The organism is Pseudomonas sp. HD57-3, assembly GCF_056113135.1.
On record NZ_CM148568.1, the window covers coordinates 5,847,460 to 5,870,408 of the forward strand.

Here is a 22,949-nt window from a genome sequence, read left to right on the forward strand (position 1 = left end):
AACGGGGGCCGAAGCCCCCGTTTTTTTCAGGCGAACAGCATTCGCCGCAACTCCACACAATCCTTCGCATGCCAGTCGGTCAACTCCGGCCACGGATTATCCGGCAGGTTCACCAGCACCGTGTGGGTGCCCGCTGCCCGACCGCAGTCGAGGTCGAAGCGGTAATCACCGACCATCACCATCTCGCTCGCCGGCACTTGCCAGGCCTCGGCCAGTTTCAGCAGGCCGCCGGGATGCGGTTTCGGCTCAGCTTCATCGCGGCCCAGCACATCCTCCACCGCAAAGCAGTCGGCCAGACCAATGGCCTCCAGCGTCACATGGGCCAGTTCCCGCGCATTGCGGGTCAGGATACCCAGGCGATAACCCCGAGCGTGCAGGTCGCGCACCAGCTCCACAGCGCCGACCGCCGGGGTCGAGCCGAGCGCCAGATCGCGCTCATGCTCCAGCAGCCACGCATGTTTCGCCGCTGCTTCCTCGGTGGGTAATGCCGCGAGATAGGTGAGGATGTCGTCCTCCGGCGGGATCGACAGCGCCACGCGGATCGCCGCGAAGTCGTGCACGGCAACGGTCAGGGTGCCGTCCATGTCGAACACCCAGTGCCGCACATCCGCCAGACTCATGCCCAGTCCTTGCGATGACGGATCAGGCCTTCCTGGGTAACAGACGCCACCAGTTGCCCGGCGCGGTTGAACACGCTGCCCCGGGAGAACCCGCGCGAGTTGCCGGCCCATGGGCTGTCCATGGCGTAGAGCAACCAGTCATCGGCACGCAGATCATTGTGGAACCACAGCGCGTGGTCGAGGCTGGCGACCTGCATGTCTTTCTGCCAGACCGATTTGCCGTGGGGCAGCATCGAAGTGGTCAGCAGACCGAAGTCCGAGGCGTAGGCCAGCAGGTATTTATGCAGTGCCGGGATATCGGCCAAAGCGCCGTCGGCACGGAACCACACGTACTTGACCGGATCCGCCGGTTGCGGGTTGTACGGGTCTTTTTCAGTGACCGGGCGCACTTCGATCGGCTTCGGGCACAGCAGCTTTTCACGCATGTGTTCCGGGATCAGGTGCGCGCGTTGCTGAGTCAGTTCCAACTCCGACGGCAGGTTTTCCGGGCCGACCACTTGCGGCATCTGGCTCTGGTGCTCGAAGCCTTCTTCGTCGTACTGGAACGAAGCGCTGCAGGTGAAAATCGGGTGGCCCTTCTGGATCGCGGTCACGCGGCGGGTGCTGAAACTGCCGCCGTCACGCACGCGGTCAACCGAGTAGACCACCGGCAACTTGGCATCGCCCGGACGCAGGAAATAACCGTGCATCGAATGCACATGGCGCGCTTCCTCAACGGTCTGACTGGCCGCCGACAGCGACTGGCCGAGTACCTGGCCGCCGAACAACTGGCGAAAGCCCAGATCCTGGCTGCGACCACGGAACAGGTTTTCCTCGATCGGTTCGAGGGTCAGCAGATCCACCAGATCTTCCAACACTTGGCTCATTCAGACTCTCCTCACACAAAGCTATGCCGCGCAATCTTGGCTGCGGCGGGGGATTCAGGTTCTGGCCGGCGCCCCCAGGGTGCCGGCCATTGTAAACGTCCGCGCCTGCTTATCCATGCAAGGTTTCCAGCCACTGCTCCCTCGTGATGCGGTACAACACATGTCGCCGTAACGGGTGACCGTCCGCGAGACGCGGGTGGTCGAAATCATCCTGCGGGGCGTGGTGCATGCCGATCGCCTGCATGACTTTCTGCGACGGCAGATTGGTCTCGCTGGTGAACGACACCACTTCATTCAGCGCCACCCGGTCAAAGCCGCAACGCAGCGCGGTCCACGCCGCTTCGCTGGCATAACCGAGGCCCCAGTGTTCCTTGGCCAGCCGCCAGCCGATTTCCACCGCCGGCGTGAACGGCGCATCGAAGCCGACCACGCCGAGCCCGGTAAAACCGATGAACTCGCCGCTGTCCTTGCGCTCCAGCGCCCATAGGCCGTAACCGTGCTCGGCAAAATGCCCGCGCACCCGGCCGATCAGCGCGGCGCTTTCCAGCCGGCTCAAGGGCGCGGGGAAGTAGCGCATCACCTGCGGATCGGCGCACATCGCTGCGAACGCCGGCAAATCCTCGTCCTGCCATTGGCGCATCAGCAGCCTTGCGCTTTCCAGCTCCAGTATCGGTTCCATCCCGCCCCTCCGCTTGATGCCGTCAGTCTACATCGCTGTTAGGCTTTGCACTCTTTCCTGCAGCCTTTATGAATAGTCCACCATGCCGTTGCCGCTGATCTACCACGAAGACTACAGCCCGGAATTTCCGGCGGATCACCGCTTCCCCATGGACAAGTTCCGCCTGCTGCGCGATCACCTGGTGGACAGCGGCCTGACCCGCGACGAAGACCTGCTGCGCCCTGAACTGTGCCCTGCCGACATTCTCGCCCTCGCCCATGACCGCGGTTATATCGAACGCTACATGAGCGGCGAGTTGTCCCGCGAAGACCAGCGGCGCCTCGGCCTGCCGTGGAACGAAGCCCTGGCCCGACGCACGGTGCGGGCGGTTGGCGGTTCGATTCTCGCGGCAGAGAAAGCCCTGGAGCATGGCCTGGCCTGTCACCTCGCCGGCGGTACTCATCACGCCCACTACGATTACCCCGCCGGGTTCTGCATCTTCAATGACCTGGCGATCATCAGCCACTACCTGCTGCAAAGCGGCCGGGTGAACCGGGTGCTGATCTTCGACTGCGACGTGCATCAGGGCGACGGCACTGCACGGATTCTGCACAACACCCCGGAAGCGATCACCGTTTCCCTGCACTGCGAAAAGAACTTTCCTGCACGCAAGGCCGAAAGCGACTGGGACATTCCGCTGCCCAACGGCATGGGCGACGCCGATTACCTGAAAGTCGTCGATGACGCGCTCAACTATCTGCTGCCGCTGTATCAGCCGGACCTGGTGCTGTACGACGCCGGCGTCGACGTGCACAAGGACGACGCCCTCGGTTATCTGCAATTGACCGACGAAGGCGTCGCCGCCCGCGATGAAAGCGTAATGCGCCATTGCCTGGGCCGTGACATCCCGGTAGTCGGGGTGATCGGCGGCGGTTACAGCAAGGATCGCCACGCCCTCGCCCGCCGTCACGGCATCCTGCATCACAGTGCGCAGCGCGTCTGGCAGTCATCGGGTTGTCATTGAGTTGTGCTGCGTTACCCACAATGGCTGTGGAACGGCCTGTGGATAACCTGAGCGAAAGGGACTACAGCCCACGCTGAACATGGCTTGCAGCGCACTGGTTGTTTTTTGATCAGACCTTTCGATCATCACAAATCCCTGTGGGAGCGAGCTTGGTCCGGGCGGCGATCCGACGATGGCGTCAGTACATTCAACATTTAACTGAATGACTCACCGCTTTCGCGAGCAAGCTCGCTCCCACCCGGTTTCTGCGCTGTTAGAATGCGCGCCATATTTCGTCAGACCGCAGCGCACGCCATGACCCAGATTCACGCCACCTCTCCCGCTCACGTCGCCATCATCGGCGGTGGCCCCGCCGGCCTGATGGCCGCCGAAGTGCTGAGCCAGGCCGGAGTCCGCGTCGATCTATACGACGGCATGCCTTCGGTGGGCCGCAAGTTCCTGCTGGCCGGGGTCGGCGGCATGAACATCACTCATTCCGAAGCCTACCCGGCCTTCCTCTCGCGCTACGCCGAACGCGCCCCGAACATCGCCCCGCTGCTGCGCGCGTTCGACGCCGACGCCCTGTGCCGCTGGATTCACGAACTGGGCATCGAAACCTTCATCGGCAGCTCCGGCCGGGTGTTCCCCACCGACATGAAAGCCGCGCCATTGCTGCGCGCCTGGCTCAAGCGCTTGCGTGACAGCGGCGTGGTTATCCACACCCGCCACCGCTGGCTCGGCTGGGATGAAAGCGGCGCGCTGCGCATCGACAGCCCGGACGGCGAGAAAACCCTCAACCCCGACGCCACCCTGCTCGCCCTCGGCGGCGGCAGCTGGTCGCGGCTGGGTTCCGACGGCGCGTGGATGCTGCCGCTGGAACAACGCGGTGTAGGACTGGCGCCGTTGCAGCCGAGCAATTGCGGCTTCGAGGTGCAGGCCTGGAGCGAATTGATGGTCAGCAAATTCGCCGGCGCGCCGCTGAAAAATATCGCCATCGGTTTGAACGACGATGTTCCGCGTTTGGGTGAATGCGTGATTACCGCAACCGGCATCGAGGGCAGTTTGATTTACGCGCTGTCGGCGCCGATTCGTGAGGCGATCAATGTGCACGGTGCGGCGACTATTCACATCGACCTGCTGCCCGGCCGACCTGTGGATAAATTGCAGACGGCGTTGAGCAAACCACGGGGTTCGCGCTCGATGGCCAAGCACCTGCACAGTCAGGTCGGGATTGACGGGGTGAAAGCGGCGCTGTTGCGAGAGCTCACTGATGCTGCGACGTTTGCTGATCCGGCGTTGTTGGCCAGAGCGATCAAGGCTTTGCCGCTGACGCTGGTGAAAACCCGTCCGCTAGACGAGGCGATCAGTAGTGCCGGCGGGGTGACGTTCGAGGCGATGGATGAGCGGATGATGCTCAAGGCGTTGCCGGGGGTGTTTTGTGCGGGGGAAATGCTGGATTGGGAAGCGCCGACGGGCGGGTATCTGCTGACAGCGTGTTTTGCCAGTGGCCGGGCGGCCGGAGCTGGAATGCTGGATTGGTTGAAGCAGCGCGACTGATCGTTCCCGCATTGCGCGGGAACGACCCTGTCTGACGCTTAAGGCTTACGCTTACGCGGCCCGGTATTAAACACCGGCACTTTACGAACAGGCTTGATCGAAGGCTCCGGCGCCTGAGTCTCGCCGCTGTCCACCCACTTGCCCAGATTGCGTTTGCCGCCACCACCACCGGAAGCCTTGGGCTTCTTCGGTTTCTTCGGCTTCTTGATCACCTGACCACTGGCATCGGTGTCCGGCACGCGGTGCTCCGGCACGAAGTCCGGCTCAACCTCACGCTTCAACGTGCTGCGGGTCAGCATTTCAATCGCAGACAACATGTTCACTTCATCAGCACAAACCAGCGAGATCGCCTCACCGGTCGAACCCGCGCGGCCAGTGCGGCCGATACGGTGAATGTAATCCTCGGCCACGATCGGCAGATCGAAATTGACCACCAATGGCAGGTCTTCGATATCCAGACCACGGGCCGCCACGTCGGTGGCCACCAGAATCTGCACTTCGCTCAGCTTGAACCGATCCAGCGCCCGCTGCCGGGTCGCTTGCGGCTTGTCGCCGTGGATGCCGTCGGCGTTCACGCCCAGGCCCTGAAGTTTCTCGACCAGCGCATCCACACCATTACGGGTCTTGGCGAACACCAGCACCTGCTTCCACTTGTTCTTGCGCATCAGGTGCACGAACAGTTCCGGCTTGCGCTTCTTGTCCACCGTCACCACCCACTGCTTGACGGTGTTGGCGGCCACGTTGCGCGGGCTGACTTCGATGCTCTGCGGATCGTTGAGCATCTGCCCGGCCAGCAGGCGGATGTCATCGGAGAAGGTCGCGGAGAACAGCAGCGTCTGACGTTTCTTCGGCAGCGCGCGGTAAATGTTCGCCAGCTCTTCGGAAAAGCCCAGGTCGAGCATGCGGTCGGCTTCGTCCAGCACCAGGGTTTGCAGCTGATTGAACTTCAGCGCGTTCTGGCGGAACAGGTCGAGCAGACGGCCCGGGGTAGCGACCAACAGATCGACGCCGCCGCGCAGCTTCATCATTTGCGGGTTGATGCTGACGCCGCCGTACACCGCGTAAGTGCGCAATGGCAGGTTTTCGGCGTACTGGCGCACGGCTTCGTGGACTTGTTCGGCCAGCTCGCGGGTCGGCACCAGGATCAGCGCACGCACCGAGTTGGCGGTGACTTTCGGCCCTTCCATCGCCAGCAGTTGCAGCAGCGGCAAGGCGAAACCGGCGGTCTTGCCGGTGCCGGTCTGGGCCGCGGCCATCAGGTCGCGACCGGCCAGCACGGCCGGAATGGCTTGCGCCTGCACCGGCGTCGGGGTCTGGTAGCCGAGCTTCTCGAGGGAGCGCAGCAAGGGTTCGATCAGGCCAAGGGTGGCGAAAGTCATGGGAGTACCGTAGGAAAAATCAGAGCGGTTGTGCAAAACAAGTATGCGATGACGCGCAGTTTACCCTAATTCCCACGCTGCTCCGTCGCTATGGCCGTCGTTGGGGCAGCCGGCTCGCTGACCACCGGCAGCTGCCGTGGACGGCGCCACTGCGGCAGACCGATCAGCACCACCGCGCCAATGATCACCAGCATCGCCAGCGCCTCTTCGATCCCGATGGTCTCGCCGACAAACACGATCCCCAGCAACACCGCCACCGCCGGGTTGACGTAGGCATAGCTGGTGGCCGCCGCCGGACGAACGTTTTTCAACAGATACATGTAAGCGTTGAAGGCGATGATCGAGCCGAAGAAGATCAGATACGCCAGCGCCAGCCAGCCTTCCAGCGGCGGCATGGCCTGCAGGTGTTCACCGCTGGCCGCGCTGCCGATCAACAGCACCACGCCGCCCACCAGCATTTCCACGGCACTGGCCATTGCGCCTTGAGGCAGCGGCAGGTGCTTGCTCCACACCGAACCGAATGCCCAGCTCGCCGCCGCGAAAATCAGCAGCGCCGCGCCCAGCGGGCTCGATTGCAGGTTGGAGCCCATGTTGAGCATCGCGATGCCGATAATCCCCATCGCCACCCCGGCCCATTCCAGACGGGTGTTGCGCGCACCCCAGAAATAACCGCAGAGCAAAGTAAACAGCGGCACCGTTGCCACCGCCAGCGCAGCGACACCCGAGGCCACGCCGCTGTGCTCGGCCAGGGTCACCGCGCCGTTGCCGAAACTGAGCAACAGAATCCCGATGATCCCCGCCGCTTTCCACTGCGCCCAGGTCGGCGCCGGTGCCCCGCGCCAGCGCAGGAAGGCGTACATAAGGGTGCCGGCAATCACGAAGCGCACGCCGCCGAGCATCAGCGGCGGCCAGTATTCGACGCCGATGCGGATCACCAGATAGGTCGATCCCCAAATCACGTACAACGCAAAAAACGCAGCGATCAACGGCAAGGAAAAACGGCGCAAGGCAGACATGGGCAGCTCGAAAGTCAGACTCAGGGGATTGATTATTCTAGAAAGGCCAACCGCTAAAAATAAGTTACAAAACCTGTTTATAGCGCCGGTACACTTTCGAAAACACGGAGATCGACGGCATGAACCGCGATTTCGAAAGTCTGGCATTTTCAGGAGTCCGACCTTGGACAAATACGACCGCATGCTGCTCAGTGCCCTGCTCGAAAACGGTCGCGCGTCCTACGCCGACCTCGCCCGCAAAGTGAACCTCTCCGCCCCCGCCGTCGCCGAGCGCGTGGCCAAACTTGAGGCGGCCGGAGTAATCACCGGGTATCAGGCGAACATCGACCTGTCGAAAATCGGCTTGCCGATCCAGTGCGTGATCGAATTGCGCCTCCACCAGAACGGCAGTCAAAAGGTCTACGACGAACTGGTGAAAATTCCGCAACTGACCGAGTGCTTTCGAGTGACGGGCGATCCGTGCGTGATCATGAAGGCCGCGGTGGGTTCGATGACCGAGCTGGAAGAGCTGATAAACCGGGTGGCGAAATTCGGGTTCAGCAAGACGTCGATCGTGTTGTCGAGTGCGATAGAGAAGCGGGTGCCGCTCGGCCACATCGAAGGCAACGGTAAACCCTGAGGCAAAACACCTACTGCCGCTCGTTCCCACGCTTTGCGTGGGAATGCAGCCCGGGACGCTCTGCGTCCCATTCGAGCGCTGGAACGCGGAGCGTCCCTTGAGGCATTCCCACGCGGAGCGTGGGAACGATCATTCACGCGTATTCAGCGATAGCGCTGAAGATGCTCCCCAACTTTAGCGGCCGGGACTTTCTGCAATTTGCACAGCAGGTCATGCGATAGCTCCCGCACCCCATGCTTGCGCCGCAGCTCATCCGCCAAATGCGCCATCAGGTTCGCCGCCATCTCCGCATCCGCCATCGCCCTGTGCGCCTGGCCGGTATGCGGCAACTGGGCAAACGTGGTGAGCGTGCCGAGCTTGTGGTTCGGCGCCGCCGGCATCAAACGGCGGGCGAGTAGCAGCGAGCAGGCAAAGTTCTGCAAACGGGTGCGTTTGATCCGGCCCAGTTCGAAGTCCCAGAACTTCTGGTCGAACGCAGCGTTGTGCGCCAGCAGGGGCGTGCAGCCGACGAATTCGTTGACTTCGTTCATCACCTGTTCGGCCGACGGCGCGGTGCGCAGCATGGCGTTGCTGATGCCGGTGAGTTGTTCGATGAAGGCCGGGACGCGGACGCCGGCGTTCATCAGGCTCTGGTAACGCTCGACGATGCGGCCGTTTTCCAGCATGACCACGGCGATTTCCGTGGCCCGGCAGCTGCTGCTCGGCGAGATGCCGGTGGTTTCAAAGTCGATGACTGCAATGCGTTCCAAACCGGGTTCAACTCCGTACAAATCAATTCTTGAGCAACGCTCAGTTTTTCAACAGCAGTGCGCCTTCGATCGGCACGTAACGGCTGGCGGCGCGGATCAGCGAGTTGGCGGTCAGGCCGGGAACGCCGTAGGCCACCGCTTGCACGCCGTGTTTGTTGATGATGCGTTCGAGCAGCATGTCGAAATCGCCGTCACCGGAGGCCAGGACGATTTCGTCGACGTGGTCGGCGGCGTCCATGATGTCGAGGGTGATGCCCACGTCCCAGTCGCCCTTGGCCGAACCGTCGCTGCGCTGGATGTAGGGTTTGAGTTTCACGGTGAAACCGAGGTTGCGCAGGATCTGCTGGAACTGCTGCTGTTTGCTGTCGCCCCGGTCGATCGCATAGGCGTAGGCCTCGACGATCTGCCCGTGCTGGCTGACATCCGCCCACAGCGCCGCGTAGTTGAAGTGGCAACCATAGGCCTGACGCACGGTGTAGTAGAGGTTCTGCACATCGGCGAACACTGCGATTTTTTTCACCGGAGTTCCTGTGAGCGCTGACGCGCATGAGCCGGATCAGGCACCAGGCCCGAAAAAGGCGCTCAGTATGCCAGCCCGAAGGAAGGTTCCGCGAATAATCGGCCCGGGGCGATCAGGCGCCCCGGACGAATGGTGAATCAGACGAAGGAATCGTCGTCATCGAAGAACGATGAGTTGTCATCGCTGTAGTCAGTGTCGGCAAAGCCGCCCTGATCATTACCGTAGGAGTCGTTGTTGGCCATGCGCTGGTCATCGCCCCAGCCGTTGTTGCTCTGGTCGTTGACCTGAGCTGGCTCTTCCTTGATGACTTCGACGATTTCTTCCGGCTGCTGGTTGTGATGGAACAGGCTGCTGATGCCTTGCGCCAGCATCACGCCACCCGCCACACCGGCGGCAGTTTTCAGGGCGCCGCCGAGGAAGCTGCTGCCGGCTGCCGGGGCCGCTTGTTGCTGGCCATAACCCGGTGGTGGTGCGCCGAAGTTCTGTTGCGGCGCCGGGGCACCGAAGTTCTGCTGCGGTGCCGGTTCACGCCAGCCGCCAGTGGAGGCCGGGGCGCTCTGGGTCGGTGCCGGGCGCGGGCTGCTGCCACCGAAGATGCTCGACAGGAAGCCACCGCCGCTGGAGGCCGGCGGCGCGCTCTGCGCCTTGGCCGATTGCAGTTCGGCCTGCAATTGCTTGACCTGTTGAGTCAGTTGTTTGTTCTGTTCGTCGAGGCTTTTGAGGGCAGCCTCCTGCACCAGAATCGCCTGGGTCATGAAATAACCTGCGGCCGGCTGGCGCGTCAGGTGTTCCTTGATCCGCGCTTCAGCCAGTGCGTCGCGCGGGGCTGCCTCCGTTTCGGCCTGTTGCAGCCGGGAAAACAGTCCATCGATCAGGGTTTGTTCTTCGCTGTTCATGGCGACCTCGTAGATTGCCGGGGATAACGTTGCCCTCCTCCACGTCGGAGGAGGCGCACCTCTGTAATGGAGGCAGCAACAGAATGTTTCAATGACCTTTACCGAACGTTTACGTTTGCGCAGCGAAACGGATCATCGGTTAAAGTGGGCCACTGTTTTTGACCTGCGATACCGACTGATGAATGCCTTCGATGTGCTGCGCGACTCCCTGTATTTTTTCAAACGCAATCTTGGCCGGATCGTCCAGTTGTGCCTGCCGCTGGTGATTGTCGAAGCCGTGCTGCAACAGGTAGTCGACCATGCCAGCGACCCGGACGGTTACTCGGCCATCAGCGTGATCGTCGGCCTGCTGGTCTATCCGCTGTACACCGCCGCGCTGATTCTGTTTCTCGATGCCCGCACCCGTGGCGAATCCCCGCAAACCCGCGATCTGCTGGCGATGGCCGCTCGCCTGTGGCCGCGCTTTGCCCTGCTGACTGCGCTGAACACGCTGTTGATCCTGCTCGGGCTGTCGCTGTATTTCCTGCCGGGGCTGTGGCTGATGGTCACTCTGGCCTTCGGCGAATACCTGCTGGTGCTGCGCGGTTACGGCCCGTTGCAGGCCATGAAGGAAAGCCTGCGCCTGAGCCGTGGGCATTTTCTGCGGATTCTGGTGTGCATCCTGTGTGTGATGGGGCCGTTGTGGCTACTCAAAGGCCTGACCCTGCAGGTCTATCCCGACCCGCAGAATCCGTTGATCGCGGTGCTGATCGACAGTGGCCACAGCTTCCTGCAGCTGTTCACCAGCGTGGTGCTGTTCCGCCTGTTCATGTTGATTAGCGAATTGCCCGACAAACGTGACGGAATAGTCTGACTGCGCCGCGCTTGGGCTGATGGATGGGTCTCGGGTATGCTCGGGACCACTTCCGTATCGCTATAAGCCGAGCCATGACCCGTCTACTGCGCTACATCCTGTTGCCCGTACTGCTCGCCCTCGCCCTGATCGGCACGCTGATCTACAGCCTGACCTGGCGCCCCGACGCCCGGGAAACCCTGCCGGTCAGTTGCACCGGGCAACCGCCGATGCTGGTCCCCGGCCAGGCTCTGAAAGTCATGACCTGGAACGTGCAATACCTGGCCGGCAAGCGTTACGTGTTCTGGAACGACCTGGCGCAAGGCGACGACGAAGCCCCGACCCCGGAAGACATGGCATTCAGCCTCGATGAAGTGGCACGGGTGATCCGCGACGAGCAGCCCGACGTGGTGCTGTTGCAGGAACTGGATGACGGCGCCAAGGCCAGCGACTATCAGAACCAGCTCAAGCTGTTGCAGGAACGCCTGACCGACCTCTACCCGTGCAGCGCCCACGCCTTCGACTGGAAGGCCGATTTCGTCCCGGATCCGCACATCTTCGGCAGCGTCGGCCGGCAACTGGCGACCCTCAGCCGCTACCGCATCGAACACGCCGAGCGCCTGCAATTGCCGGTGCAGCCGTCGAACATCATCAGCCGTCAGTTCCAGCCGAAAAACGCCCTGCTCGCCACCACCCTGCCGCTCAGTGATGGCGGGCAACTGGTGGTGTTTAACACCCATCTGGATCGCGCCACCCAACCGGACGAAACCTTACAGGCGCAGGTGACAGCGGTGGCCAAGGTCCTCGACAAACACGAAAGCCACGGCACGCCGTGGCTCATCGGGGGTGACTTCAACTTGCTGCCGCTCGGCCAGTACCGGCGCCTGCCCACCGAGCAACGCACGCCGTACTCCGCCGACAGTGCGCTGCATGTGCTGTGGGACAAATACCCGATGATCCCGACCAACAACGAAGCCAGCGGCATCGACCGCGCCAAGTGGCTGACCCACTACCCCAACGACCCCGGCCTCAACGGCCCGGACCGCACGGTCGATTACCTGTTCTACAGCCCGAAGATCAAACGGGTCGAAGCCACGGTACGGCAGGACGATACGTTGCGCATTTCCGATCATCTGCCGGTGATTGCGAAGTTCCTCCTGCCACCCAACTGACTGCGCCCCTGTGGGAGCGAGCCTGCTCGCGATGGCGATCGGTCAGTTGACGATTTGTTGCCTGACACACCGTTATCGCGAGCAGGCTCGCTCCCACACGTTCGACGGTGGTCTCAGTGAGACTCTTCAAGATCGTCGTGTAGCAAGCCGAAAATTTCGCGTTTCATGTCGATGAACGAGCGCTCCATCACCATGTCCAGCGTGCGTGGGCGCTCGATCGGCACATCCAGAATCTGCTTGATCCGCCCAGGCCTGGCGCCCATCACATACACCCGGTCGCCGAGCAGGATCGCTTCGTCGATATCGTGGGTGACGAACAGCACGGTTTTCTTGCTGTTGCCCCACACCCGCAATAACAGCTGCTGCATTTGTAGACGGGTCTGGCTGTCGAGGGCGCCGAAGGGTTCGTCCATCAGCAGGATCTGCGGGTCGTTGGCGAGCGCACGGGCAATCGCCACCCGCTGCATCATGCCGCCGGACAACTGCTTGGCGTAGTTGTCGGCAAATCCTGACAAGCCGACTTCGTGCACATAGTGATCGACAATCTCCTTGCGCTTGGCCGCCGGCATGCCTCTACGCTTGAGGCCGAACTCGACGTTCTGCCGCACGGTCAGCCACGGGAACAGCGTGTAGCTCTGGAACACCATTCCGCGATCCGCGCCGGGACCTTGCACTTGCTGACCGCCGACATAGATCTCGCCAGAGGTAGGCTCGGCCAGGCCGGCGGTGAGGTACAGCAGGCTCGACTTGCCGCAGCCCGACGGCCCGACCAGCACCGCGAACTGCTGATCCGGCACTTCGAACGACACTTCTTCCAGCGCGGTGAACGTACCGCCACCGGGTTTGGTGTAGCGCAGGCTGACCTTGTCCACCTGCAACCTTGGCGCGGCGTGTGCCGGTGCAGCGACCGGCTCGATGAAACGACGGTTGGCAGCGGTTACTGAGCCCATGCGGCAATCCTCAAACGCAAGAAGCGGAACAGTTGATCGGTGACCAGGCCGAGCAGGCCGATGATCGCGATGGCGAGAAAAATCACATCGACCTGAAAGCCGCGCATGGCCTTGAGGCTCAAGTAACCGAGGCCACTGGACGCGGCGACCAGTTCGGCGACCACCAGATAGGTCCAGGCCCAACCCATGGTCACCCGCAAGGTGTCGAGCACACCGGGCAACGACGCCGGGGCGATCACGTGCAGCACCGCGTCACGCCGGTTGGAGCCGAGGGTGTAGGAGGCGTTGATCAAGTCCTTGGAAATGCCTTTCGACACATCCGCGATCATCACCAGTTGCTGGAAGAACACGCCGAAAATGATCACTGAAACCCGCTGCTCCAGACCGATGCCGATCCACAGGATGAACAGCGGCACGAACGAGGTCACCGGCAGGTAGCGGATGAAATTCACCAGCGGTTCGAGGAACGCCTGGACGATGCGGAAGCTGCCCATCAGCAAGCCCAGCGGCACCGCCACCAGCGACGACACAATGAAACCGACCATCACCACTTCGACACTGGCCCAGACATGCTGGCCGAGGGTGCCGTCGCGACTCAGGCGCACGGCGGCTTCAACCACCGCGCCGGGCGTGGGCAGGAACATCCCCGGCACGATGCCGCCGTAGGACAACCCGGCCCACAGACCGACCAGCAACACCCAGGCCAGACCGCTGGCGCTCCACACCACCGGCACCGGCAATCCGGTCTTCGGCGTGATGCAGCGGCTCAGCCATGAATTGCGCTTGAACATGACCAGTCTCCTAGAGCGGGCTGACGAAGCGGTTATCCACCAGATCGTCGTTGCTGACGTTGTAGGGCTTGCCCTGCAATTCGCTGGCGGTTTCGTTGGCCAGTTTGATCAGCGGTGCGCTGTCACCCGGCTTGCCCGGCGAGCCAAGGAGTTTTTCGCTCATGGCCTGATCGTAAAAGCGCACGCCTTGCGCGGCGGCGGCCAGTTCCTTCGGATCGGACAGGTAACCGCCGACGCCCTTGGCCATGATTTCGTAGGCTTTCTGTGGATGGTCCTTGGTGTACTGCACCGCTTTGTAGAGGCCGGCGACCAGCGCCTTGACGTCTTCCGGCTGCTTCTCGATCACCGTGCAGTTGAGCGCCACCACATCGACGATCACCCCCGGCGTACTGCTGCTGTCGATCAGCACCTTGCCCTGCTGCTTGTCGCGCACCATCGACAGATGCGGCTCCCAGGTCACGGCGGCCGGCACGCGACCGGCGATGAACGCGGTGGCGGCATCGTCGGCGGTCATGTTCTGCACGGTGATGTCGCTCATGCTCATGCCGTTCTTTTTCAGCAGGTACGACAGCCAGAACTGCGAGGTCGACCCTTCGTTGACGGCCACGGCCTGGCCCTTGAGTTCCTGCAGGCTCTTCACGTTTTTGCCGACCAGCACGCCGTCGCCGCCATGGCTGTCATCCAGCGCGGCCACGGCCTTGAAGCAGAACTGCGGGCGGTACTTGAGCACTTCGTCGATGGTCGAGGCCGAGCCCGACAATTGCCCGGACGCCTGGGCGGCCATGTACATCGACGCTTCTTCGACCACCGGCAATTCGACGGTCAGGCCGTTTTCCTTGAAGTAGCCCAGATCCTGGGCCAGATACAGGGTGCCGTAACCGACCCACGTGGTGTGGCCGATCGACAAGGTGCCGGCCTGGGCGACGGTGATGGAAAGGGCGGAAATCGCCAGAGGACATGCAAGACGGGTAAACAAGGACTTGTTCATGGAGCACTCCCAACGCTGTTGATTTAGTTGTCATGGGCAGTACGGCCAGCCGTGGTGTCGCCATTGCACGCTGCGGTCTCTGCTGGACTCTGGCGGACAATGCCTTGGCTGGCGAAATCGATGTTGACCCAGGCTCGGCGTCAGGAAAACGAGGAAATAGTTAGACGCGAACGATGAAAAAACTGGGTAGTGCGCACCGCGAAAGGGCGCGTCGGGCGGGGGCGCCCGAGGTGGGTGCAGATTGGGAAAAAGTCTGGCGGAGATCGTTCCCACGCTCCGCGTGGGAATGCAGCCCGGGACGCTCTGCGTCCCATTCGAGAGCTGGAACGCGGAGCGTCCCTTGAGGCATTCCCACGCAGAGCGTGGGAACGATCATCAGTGATGGGGAGGGATCAGAGGCGGCCGTATTCCTGCGCCGTACGATCCAGCGCTTTCAACGTCTTGCCCACCAACTCATCAATCTCTTCACGACTGGCAATCAACGCCGGCGCCATGATCATCCGCCCCAAGGTCGAGCGAATAATCACCCCCTCTTCAAAACCAATCGTGCGGCAGCGCCAGGCGATGTCGTTCTCATTGGCAAAGCGCTTGCGCGTGGCCTTCTCTTCCGCCAGTTGCAACGCCGCAACCATGCCCGTGCCCTGGATATCGCCCACCAGCGGGTGATTGCCAAACACCTCGCGCAGGCACTGTTGCAGGTACGGGCCGATGTCATCCTTGACCCGCGTCACCACGCCTTCATCGCGCAATGCCTTGAGGTTGGCAATCGCCACCGCCGCTGCCACCGGGTGGCCGGAATAGGTCAGACCGTGGGCGAACACACCGCCCTGCTCCACCAGCACGTCGGCCATTTTCTTCGACAGGATCAGGCCGCCCATCGGGATATAACCGGAGGTCAGGCCCTTGGCGATGGACAGGGTGTCCGGCTCGAAACCGAAGTATTCGTGAGCGAACCATTCGCCGGTACGACCGAAGCCGCCGATCACTTCATCGGCGCACAACAGCACGTCGTATTTACGGCAGATGCGCTGGATTTCCGGCCAGTAGCTTTCCGGCGGGAAGATCATCCCGCCCGCGCCCTGGAACGGCTCGGCGATAAATCCGGCGACCTTGTCCGCGCCCAGTTCGAGGATCTTCGCTTCCAGTTGCTGCGCCGCCCGCAGACCGAATTCAGCCGGGGTCAGATTGCCTTCGTGGGCGAAGAAGTACGGCTCGTCGATGTGCGCGATGTCGGGAATCATCCCGCCCATTTCGTGCATGAATTTCATGCCGCCGAGGGCCGTCGCCGCCAGGGTCGAACCGTGATAGCCGTTCCAGCGGCCGATCATGATTTTCTTCTCGGGCTTGCCCAGCACCTGCCAGTAACGGCGCACGGTACGGATCAGCACCTCGTTGGCCTCGGAGCCGGAGTTGGTGTAGATGGCGTGGCTGTAGTGCCCCGGCAGCAGGCTGAACAGCAGCTCGGAGAGCTCGATCACCTGCGGGTGGGTGGTGTGGAAAAACATGTTGTAGTACGGCAACTGTTCCAGTTGCCGGCTCGCCGCCGCGTTCAGATCCTTGCGCCCGTAACCGAGGTTGGTGCACCACAGCCCGGACATGCCGTCGAGGTAGCGTCGACCGTCGTTGTCCCACAGGTGCAGGCGGTCACCGCGCACCATCACCCGTGGGCCTTCGTCGTTGAGGGCCTTCTGGTCGACGAACGCATGAATGTGGTGCGCTGCATCGGCGGCCTGGTAGTCGCGGGTTTCACGTGAGGTGGTCATCGCCGGATCTCCTTTCTTGTTGTGAGCGGCTGTCATGAGCGCAGTTGAAACCAGGTGGTTTTCAACTGGGTGTATTTGTCGAACGAGTGCAGCGACAGATCGCGGCCGAAACCCGATTGCTTGCCACCGCCGAACGGCACGGTCACGTCCAGCGCATCGACGCTGTTGACCGACACCGTACCGGCTCGCAATTGCCGCGCCACCCGATGCGCGCGGTGCAGATCATCGGTCCACAGCGAGGCCGCCAGACCGTAGACGCTGTCGTTGGCCAGTTGCAAGGCGTGGGCCTCGTCATCGAACGGAATCACCGCCAGCACCGGGCCGAAGACTTCTTCGCGAAACAGGCTCATGTGCGGCTGCACGTCGGTGAAAATCGTTGGCTGAATGAAGTTGTCCGAGCCGTTGAAACTCAATTGACGGCCGCCACAGACGCGGGTCGCGCCTTCGCGTTCGGCCTGGTTGATGAAGCGCAGAATGCTTTCGGTCTGACGGGTGTCGACAATCGCCCCCGCCGCACTCGCCGGGTCCAGCGGATCGCCCGGCTGCCAGCGTTCGGCTTGAGCCTTCAGGCGCTCGACGAACTGATCATGAATCGAGCGTTCCACCAGCAATCGCGAGTTGGCCGAGCAGACTTCGCCCTGATTGAAGAAGATCCCGAACGCGGCTTTCTGCGCCGCCAGATCCAGATCCTTGCAGTCGGCGAACACCAGATTGGCGCTCTTGCCGCCGCACTCCAGCCACACCTGCTTGAGGTTCGACTGCGCGGAGTACTGCATGAAATATTTGCCGACCTGAGTCGAGCCGGTGAACACCAGGCAATCGACATCCGGGTGCAAGCCCAAGGCTTTGCCGGTCTGTTCGCCGAGCCCCGGCAGCACGTTCAACACACCGGCCGGCAGCCCGGCTTCCAGCGCCAGCTCGGCCAGGCGCAATGCAGAGAATGGTGATTGCTCGGCGGGTTTGAGGATCACCGAGTTGCCCGCCGCCAGCGCCGGCGCGAGTTTCCACGCGGCCATGTCCAACGGGAAATTCCAAGGCACCACCGCAGCGACCACGCCCAGCGCTTCGCGGGTGATGGTCGCCAGCACATTCGAGGCGCTTGGCGCGACCTGATCGTAGAGTTTGTCGAGGCTTTCGGCGTACCAGCGAAACACCCCGGCGGCGCCCGGCACGTCGATGTTGTAAGCGTCCATCACCGGTTTGCCCATGTTCAGCGAATCGAGCAGCGCCAGCTCTTCGCGATTGGCCAGAATCAGATCCGCCAGCCGCAGCAGCACTTGCTTGCGCTCGGTCGGTGAACGCCCGGCCCAGGTGCCGGTTTCGAACACCTGCCGCGCATTTTTCACCGCCGCGTCGACATCTTCTTCACCGCACGCGGCGACGTTGGCCAGCAGCTGGCCGGTGGCCGGGTTGATCGCGGCTAAGGTCTGCCCCGACTGCGCCGCACGCAGTTTGCCGTCGATCACGGCCTGGTACGGATAGCTCAATTCAGCGGCCTTGCGCTGCCAGTCTGCAAGCTCGAACACGGTGGTTGCTCCTTGGACTTTTATTCTTTTGAGAACAGTGCGCAGTGATAGTCGCTCAGGCCCGTGCGGGCTAAAACCAGTAAAAATGTCTTCGCAGACAATAAAAAAGGTAACCAGCCGATGACCCCTTCGCGCGCGTATGGGGCTATTGTTCAGGGACAAAAAAACCGCCGACAGAACGGAGGCCGGCGGCTTACAAATTGCTTGGATGTGGAATCCGTTCGCTTTGAGGTTCACCGTGGCCGCTTACAACCTGCGTCAGTTGAAATACTTCATCACCACCGTCGAATGCGGCAGCGTCGCCGAAGCGTCGCGCAAGCTGTACATCGCACAACCGGCGATTTCCACGGCGATCAAGGGGCTGGAAGACAGCTTCGGCGTGCAACTGCTGATCCGCCATCACGCTCAGGGCGTGTCGCTGACGCCGAGCGGCGCGCGGTTCTTCCGCAAGGCCCAGGAACTGCTGCGCATGGCCAAGGAGTTCGAACAGAACGCCCTCGCCGACAACGACGTGGTGGCCGGGCAGATCGATATCGGCTGTTTTGAAACGGTGGCGCCGCTGTATTTGCCGCAGTTGATCGCAGGTTTCTCGGCGCTGTATCCGGGGGTGAAGATCCGCATCCGCGACGGCGAACAACAGGAACTGGTGCAGGGCCTGACCTCAGGCACCTTCGATCTGGCGATCCTGTACAAGCACGACCTCGACGCCACCATCGAAACCGAACCTCTGATGCCGGCCCAACGGCCTTACGCCCTGCTCCCGGCAGATCACCGCTTCGCCCAGCTCAAGCAAGTTTCACTGCGGGACTTGTGCCTGGAACCGATGATCCTGCTCGACGTACAACCGAGCCGCACCTACTTCGTCAGCCTGTTCGAAGAACTCGGGCTGTCGCCGCGCATCGAATTCAGCTCGCCGTCGATCGAAATGGTGCGCGGCATGGTCGGCCAGGGTTTCGGCTTCTCGATCCTGGTCACCCGCCCGCATTCGGAATGCACCTACGACGGCAAGAAAGTCGTGTGCGTGGACATCGTCGAAGACGTCACCGGCTCAGGCCTGGTAGCCGCGTGGCTCAAGCGCGGGCAACTGACCAAACCGGCGCAGTTGTTTGCCGATTATTGTCGGGAGCAGTTGACGGCCAAGGCCAGCCGATGAAAATCAAAAGATCGCAGGCTGCGATCTTTTGATACCCAGATTTATAAACCTCAGGCTTTCGCCGGAAAGCCGATGCCAGTCCCCAAAAAAACCTATTGATCGTTATCCGTGCCGAGTTGAGGGTCAATTTCAACGAAATTCCGACGCAAGTAACCTTCCATGGCAATGTCTTCAATCGCCCACTCACCATGCCCGAGGTTGCCGACCAGGTCCCGGCGTTGCAGGCGCTTCAAGGCAGTCTGAACCGTCGCCGCGCTGGGCACGTGGCCACCGGGCATCTCGCTGCCAATCCACTCGCGTCCTTCGGTAGAAAAAATGGGAAGGCCCCTCACCAGCCCGATAAGTACGGTGAAATCCAGAGGAGCCATCTCCAGAATCAGGTTCTCGAAGTTGCCTTCGTCCGTCATGGTGCTCCAGGCTCGATGGTCTGCATCTCGCACGCTGAGCCCCTCAGTCAGACACAGCAGAAATACATCGCGAATGTACTTGGGCATGTATCCCCGGGCAGCAAAACGCTCGAAAGCGGCGTTTACCTCCCACTCCCTGCCGGTGATTTCCTGAAACCTCTGACCCAGATGCTGGACAAATTCCAGGCCAAGATTAGGAAACTGGATCTCGTGGCTGAACTGATAGAACGGTGCTTTGGTACGACGAAACATTCGATGCAGACCATCCTGGGAGGACCCTGTAAACACTGCAAAGACTTCACCGTGCGCGTGCTGCAGTAGCGAACGGAGCGTAGCAGTCAAGTCTTCGAATTCCTTCCGGCTCGCCAGATGCTGGACCTCGTCGATGATCAGCAGCGCCTTGCCGTTACCGAGTATCCGGAAGCGCTCGAAGAGCTCGATCAGGTTCAGTCCGCCTTCCTTCGCCAGCTCGGCCTTCACTGTTACGCCGTCGGTACTGGCGCCGGCCTCCACCGACTGAACCAGAGAACCCGGTCGCATGAGCTTCAGCCAGTTGCGTCGCAAAAAACCTGCACCGTGGATGGCCTCATACAACGCACCCGCGATCACCCGCTCAGGATGCGCCTTGTCAAACCACAGGTCTGCTGTTGCAACAATAAAGCCGTGCTCCTTGGCAATCGGGATCAGGTCGTTGATCAGAAAGGTGGTTTTTCCCTTGCGCCGAGGCGCGAATATCGTCGCGGCGTTTTGCAGGCGTGACTCGAAAGTGACCAGGCTTCCTTCAGCCAAGTTTGTGCGAGGGAAGAGCAGCGAGTCCGTGGTTTCCGGGGGCTTTATGAGCCTTTATGTCAAAATTCATAATTTATGAATAAAAAAATAATTACGCATAATTGAAAAAGATGGCAGTCGTACCTGAATGCCTTCTGTCACGTACCGCGCGGTTTGGCTCGTGCGGTAGCTTCAGCCACCAACGGATCATCCGGCCAATAATGCTTCGGATAGCGCCCCTTCAGATCCTTCTTCACTTCGGCATAGGTGCTGCGCCAGAAGTTGGCCAGATCCTGCGTCACCTGCACCGGGCGCCGCGCTGGCGACAGCAGGTGCAGCTTGACCACTTGCCGGCCGCCGGCGATGCGTGGTGTGTCGGCGAGGCCGAACAGCTCCTGCAAGCGCACGGCGAGAATCGGTGGCTGCTCGCTGTAGTCGAGGCGAATCGACGAACCTGACGGCACGCTCAGGTGATGCGGTGCCTGTTCATCGAGCTGTTGCGGCAGTGGCCACGGCAGCAGATTGCGCACGATGCTCGACAGGTCGAGGTTGGCGAAATGGCTGAGGCGCGAGACTTTGCCCAGGTAAGGCATCAGCCAGTCTTCGAGGGTTTTCAGCAACGTGGCGTCGCTGACATCCGGCCATTGGCTGTCGCCTTTGGCGTCCAGGTCGAGCTGGCGCAGCAACGCGACTCGCGCCTGCCACTGGCGCAGTTCCGGGGTCCACGGCAGCAGCTCCAGACCTTTGCGCCGCACCAGATTGACCAGCGCCTGACTGCGAGCGCTTTCGTCGAGACCGGTCAGTGGTTCGCGGCTGAGGATCAGTTCGCCAACCTTGCGCTGACGCTCTGCGCGCAACACGCCTTCGCGTTCGTCCCAGTCCAGTTGATCGACGTTGTGCACCTGTTCGGCCAGCACTGAGTCGAACAGCGCCGGATCGAAATCTGCCGCCAGATAAATCCGCTCTTCGCGCTGACCTTGGCGGCTGCCGAGGTCGGCGATGACGATCCATGGCTCTTTCATCAGGCTGTCGGCTTCGGCGAACAGCGCTGCTCGGCCGTTGGCCAGACGATATTCGGCACCACCGGCACGCCGCTGCTGGGCCACACGATCCGGGTAGGCCAGCGCCAGCAAGGCGCCGAGCCAGCGTGGGTGATCCGGATCGGCGACCGGCTCGCTGGCCTTGCCGCGCAGGTAACCGCGATATTGCCGCGCCAGCTGCCGGGCGCGCTGCACGCCGCCCTGGGCACCCCGCGCCGCGCGTTCTTCGCCGGACAGCAGCACCAGACGACTGTGCAGATCAGCCCCGGCCCCGCGCAAAATGTCGCGCTCACCAAGTAACGCGGCAACATCACACGCCATGTTCGCCAGCCCCAGCGCCTGACCGCGCAACAGCAAATGAGCGATGCGCGGGTGCGCCGGCAATTCAGCCATGGCCTGACCGTGACGATTCAGGCTTTCGCCGTCCAGCGCACCGAGGCGCTGCAACAAATCCTGAGCCTGCGCGTAAGCGGCGGCAGGCGGCACGTCGAGCCAGATCAGATCACTCGGCGCCACACCCCAGCGCCCGAGTTGCAAAGCCAGGCCAGCCAGATCCGCCGAAAGAATTTCCGCACTGCCATAAGCCGCGAGTTGTTCGTGCTGATCCTGCGACCACAGTCGATAACACACGCCCGGTTCCAGACGTCCTGCCCGGCCTGCACGCTGGGTGGCACTGGCTTTAGAGATGCGTTGAGTGTCGAGGCGGGTCATGCCGCTGCCCGGGTCGAAACGCGGCACTCGCGCCAGCCCGGCGTCGATTACTACGCGCACACCGTTGATGGTCAGGCTGGTCTCGGCGATGTTGGTGGCCAGCACCACTTTGCGCTGGCCGGCCGGAGCCGGGTCGATGGCGGCGCGTTGGGCATTCAGGTCGAGTTCGCCGTGCAACGGGCAGAGCAACACGTCGCTGCGCTCACCGATGGCGTCCGCCAGTTGTTGATGGACACGCCGGATTTCCGCCTGCCCCGGCAGGAACACCAGCAGGCTGCCGGTTTCGTCGTGCAGGGCTTCGAGCACCGTTTGCGTGACGCGTTGATCGATGTATTCGCCAGGCTGGAACGGCCGGCCCCAGCGCATCGTCACCGGGAACATCCGGCCTTCGCTGCGCAGGATCGGCGCGTCATCGAGCAAACCGGCCAAACGTTCGCCTTCAAGGGTGGCGGACATCAGCAGAATCTTCAGCGGTTGTTCAGCTCGAAACAGCTCGCGACCGTTCAGACTGAGGGCCAGCGCCAGATCGGCGTCGAGGCTGCGTTCGTGAAATTCGTCGAAGATCAGCAGGCCCACGCCTTCCAGCGCCGGGTCGTCCTGCAGACGACGGGTGAGAATGCCTTCGGTGACCACTTCGATGCGCGTATTGGGGCCGACCTTGCTGTCGAGGCGGATGCGATACCCGACGGTTTCACCGACCTTCTCGCCCAGCTCGCTGGCCAGCCGTTCCGCCGCTGCGCGCGCGGCCAGCCGACGGGGTTCGAGCATGAGAATGGTCTGCCCGTTCAGCCACGCTTCATTGAGCAGGGCCAAGGGCACGCGGGTGGTTTTACCGGCGCCGGGCGGTGCTTCGAGCACGGCTTCGTGGCGTGTAGCGAGGGCTTCACGCAGGGCGGGTAAAACTTCATCGATTGGCAAAGAAATCATGCTGGCTCCCAAACAGAGCGGCGAGTATAACGGCGAAC

General features: G+C 62.0%; 21 protein-coding genes. 6 read left to right on the forward strand and 15 right to left on the reverse strand.

The window, feature by feature from the left end; translation table 11 throughout:
• Positions 1-26 precede the first annotated feature (26 nt).
• The 3 genes from AC0R79_RS26535 to AC0R79_RS26545 form a co-directional block, all read right to left on the reverse strand.
• Positions 27-620: an HAD family hydrolase gene (locus tag AC0R79_RS26535; RefSeq protein WP_127800052.1), complete on the reverse strand. Its 594-nt coding sequence runs from the start codon at positions 618-620 to the stop codon at positions 27-29.
• Positions 617-1,486, reverse strand: coding sequence for an acyl-CoA thioesterase II (gene tesB, locus AC0R79_RS26540; protein WP_007958750.1), 870 nt, complete (start codon positions 1,484-1,486; stop codon positions 617-619). The genes AC0R79_RS26535 and tesB overlap by 4 nt, the downstream gene beginning before the upstream one ends.
• Positions 1,487-1,595: 109 nt before the next feature.
• Positions 1,596-2,165, reverse strand: coding sequence for a GNAT family N-acetyltransferase (locus tag AC0R79_RS26545; protein WP_085608734.1), 570 nt, complete (start codon positions 2,163-2,165; stop codon positions 1,596-1,598).
• An 82-nt stretch (positions 2,166-2,247) separates the two neighbouring features.
• On the opposite strand from AC0R79_RS26545, the gene AC0R79_RS26550 reads away from it, so the two are divergent.
• Together AC0R79_RS26550 and AC0R79_RS26555 are read left to right on the forward strand one after the other, a co-directional pair.
• A complete protein-coding gene (locus tag AC0R79_RS26550; RefSeq protein ID WP_007958746.1) occupies positions 2,248-3,168 on the forward strand; it encodes a histone deacetylase family protein in 921 nt (306 codons plus the stop codon).
• A gap of 294 nt (positions 3,169-3,462) precedes the next feature.
• Positions 3,463-4,704, forward strand: a complete 1,242-nt coding sequence (locus AC0R79_RS26555; RefSeq protein WP_474732383.1) for a TIGR03862 family flavoprotein — start codon at positions 3,463-3,465, stop codon at positions 4,702-4,704.
• A 38-nt stretch (positions 4,705-4,742) separates the two neighbouring features.
• Here AC0R79_RS26555 and AC0R79_RS26560 read toward each other — a convergent pair whose 3' ends face one another.
• Both AC0R79_RS26560 and yedA read right to left on the reverse strand, forming a co-directional pair.
• Positions 4,743-6,083: an RNA helicase RhlE1 gene (locus AC0R79_RS26560; protein WP_007958742.1), complete on the reverse strand. Its 1,341-nt coding sequence runs from the start codon at positions 6,081-6,083 to the stop codon at positions 4,743-4,745.
• A 65-nt stretch (positions 6,084-6,148) separates the two neighbouring features.
• Positions 6,149-7,099 carry a drug/metabolite exporter YedA gene (yedA, locus tag AC0R79_RS26565; RefSeq protein ID WP_127800056.1) on the reverse strand — a complete coding sequence of 317 codons (951 nt, stop codon included), beginning with the start codon at positions 7,097-7,099 and terminating at the stop codon, positions 6,149-6,151.
• A gap of 163 nt (positions 7,100-7,262) precedes the next feature.
• Between yedA and AC0R79_RS26570 the strand changes: the two genes are divergently transcribed.
• Positions 7,263-7,718 carry an Lrp/AsnC family transcriptional regulator gene (locus AC0R79_RS26570; RefSeq protein WP_119430106.1) on the forward strand — a complete coding sequence of 152 codons (456 nt, stop codon included), beginning with the start codon at positions 7,263-7,265 and terminating at the stop codon, positions 7,716-7,718.
• Positions 7,719-7,861: 143 nt separating this feature from the next.
• Here the strand turns inward: AC0R79_RS26570 and AC0R79_RS26575 are convergent, their stop codons facing one another.
• From AC0R79_RS26575 to AC0R79_RS26585, 3 genes are all read right to left on the reverse strand, one after another.
• Positions 7,862-8,467, reverse strand: a complete 606-nt coding sequence (locus AC0R79_RS26575; protein ID WP_179693646.1) for a 3'-5' exonuclease — start codon at positions 8,465-8,467, stop codon at positions 7,862-7,864.
• A gap of 40 nt (positions 8,468-8,507) precedes the next feature.
• Positions 8,508-8,987, reverse strand: a complete 480-nt coding sequence (locus tag AC0R79_RS26580) for an NYN domain-containing protein (RefSeq protein ID WP_007958730.1) — start codon at positions 8,985-8,987, stop codon at positions 8,508-8,510.
• A 137-nt stretch (positions 8,988-9,124) separates the two neighbouring features.
• Complete coding sequence (locus tag AC0R79_RS26585) at positions 9,125-9,883, reverse strand: DUF2076 domain-containing protein (protein WP_273904922.1); 759 nt, start codon at positions 9,881-9,883, stop codon at positions 9,125-9,127.
• 178 nt (positions 9,884-10,061) lie between these two features.
• Between AC0R79_RS26585 and AC0R79_RS26590 the strand changes: the two genes are divergently transcribed.
• Together AC0R79_RS26590 and AC0R79_RS26595 are read left to right on the forward strand one after the other, a co-directional pair.
• On the forward strand, positions 10,062-10,736 hold the full coding sequence (locus tag AC0R79_RS26590; RefSeq protein WP_218189661.1) for a YciC family protein: 675 nt from the start codon (positions 10,062-10,064) through the stop codon (positions 10,734-10,736).
• Positions 10,737-10,810: 74 nt separating this feature from the next.
• Positions 10,811-11,887, forward strand: coding sequence for an endonuclease/exonuclease/phosphatase family protein (locus AC0R79_RS26595; RefSeq protein WP_474732389.1), 1,077 nt, complete (start codon positions 10,811-10,813; stop codon positions 11,885-11,887).
• Between the two features lie 113 nt (positions 11,888-12,000).
• Here the strand turns inward: AC0R79_RS26595 and AC0R79_RS26600 are convergent, their stop codons facing one another.
• The 5 genes from AC0R79_RS26600 to AC0R79_RS26620 all read right to left on the reverse strand — a co-directional run bounded on the left by AC0R79_RS26600 (position 12,001) and on the right by AC0R79_RS26620 (position 17,905).
• A complete protein-coding gene (locus AC0R79_RS26600; protein ID WP_474732391.1) occupies positions 12,001-12,837 on the reverse strand; it encodes an ABC transporter ATP-binding protein in 837 nt (278 codons plus the stop codon).
• On the reverse strand, positions 12,825-13,628 hold the full coding sequence (locus AC0R79_RS26605; RefSeq protein WP_007958721.1) for an ABC transporter permease: 804 nt from the start codon (positions 13,626-13,628) through the stop codon (positions 12,825-12,827). The genes AC0R79_RS26600 and AC0R79_RS26605 overlap by 13 nt, the downstream gene beginning before the upstream one ends.
• A gap of 10 nt (positions 13,629-13,638) precedes the next feature.
• The gene (locus AC0R79_RS26610) at positions 13,639-14,616 is read right to left on the reverse strand and encodes an ABC transporter substrate-binding protein (RefSeq protein WP_474732394.1); all 978 of its coding nucleotides are present in this window, start codon (positions 14,614-14,616) and stop codon (positions 13,639-13,641) included.
• A 392-nt stretch (positions 14,617-15,008) separates the two neighbouring features.
• Positions 15,009-16,379, reverse strand: a complete 1,371-nt coding sequence (locus AC0R79_RS26615) for an aspartate aminotransferase family protein (RefSeq protein ID WP_474732397.1) — start codon at positions 16,377-16,379, stop codon at positions 15,009-15,011.
• 32 nt (positions 16,380-16,411) lie between these two features.
• Entirely contained in the window at positions 16,412-17,905 is a 1,494-nt protein-coding gene (locus tag AC0R79_RS26620) for an aldehyde dehydrogenase (RefSeq protein WP_474732399.1), read from the reverse strand.
• A 238-nt stretch (positions 17,906-18,143) separates the two neighbouring features.
• Here AC0R79_RS26620 and AC0R79_RS26625 point away from each other — a divergent pair, with 238 nt between their 5' ends.
• Positions 18,144-19,058, forward strand: coding sequence for a LysR family transcriptional regulator (locus tag AC0R79_RS26625; RefSeq protein ID WP_007958716.1), 915 nt, complete (start codon positions 18,144-18,146; stop codon positions 19,056-19,058).
• Positions 19,059-19,150: 92 nt separating this feature from the next.
• On the opposite strand, the gene AC0R79_RS26630 is transcribed toward AC0R79_RS26625, so the two are convergent.
• Together AC0R79_RS26630 and hrpB are read right to left on the reverse strand one after the other, a co-directional pair.
• Positions 19,151-20,254, reverse strand: a complete 1,104-nt coding sequence (locus AC0R79_RS26630; protein WP_474732402.1) for an ATP-binding protein — start codon at positions 20,252-20,254, stop codon at positions 19,151-19,153.
• Between the two features lie 137 nt (positions 20,255-20,391).
• Positions 20,392-22,911 (reverse strand): ATP-dependent helicase HrpB, encoded by a 2,520-nt coding sequence (hrpB, locus tag AC0R79_RS26635; RefSeq protein ID WP_474732406.1) that lies wholly within the window; start codon positions 22,909-22,911, stop codon positions 20,392-20,394.
• Between the last annotated feature and the right edge of the window lie 38 nt (positions 22,912-22,949).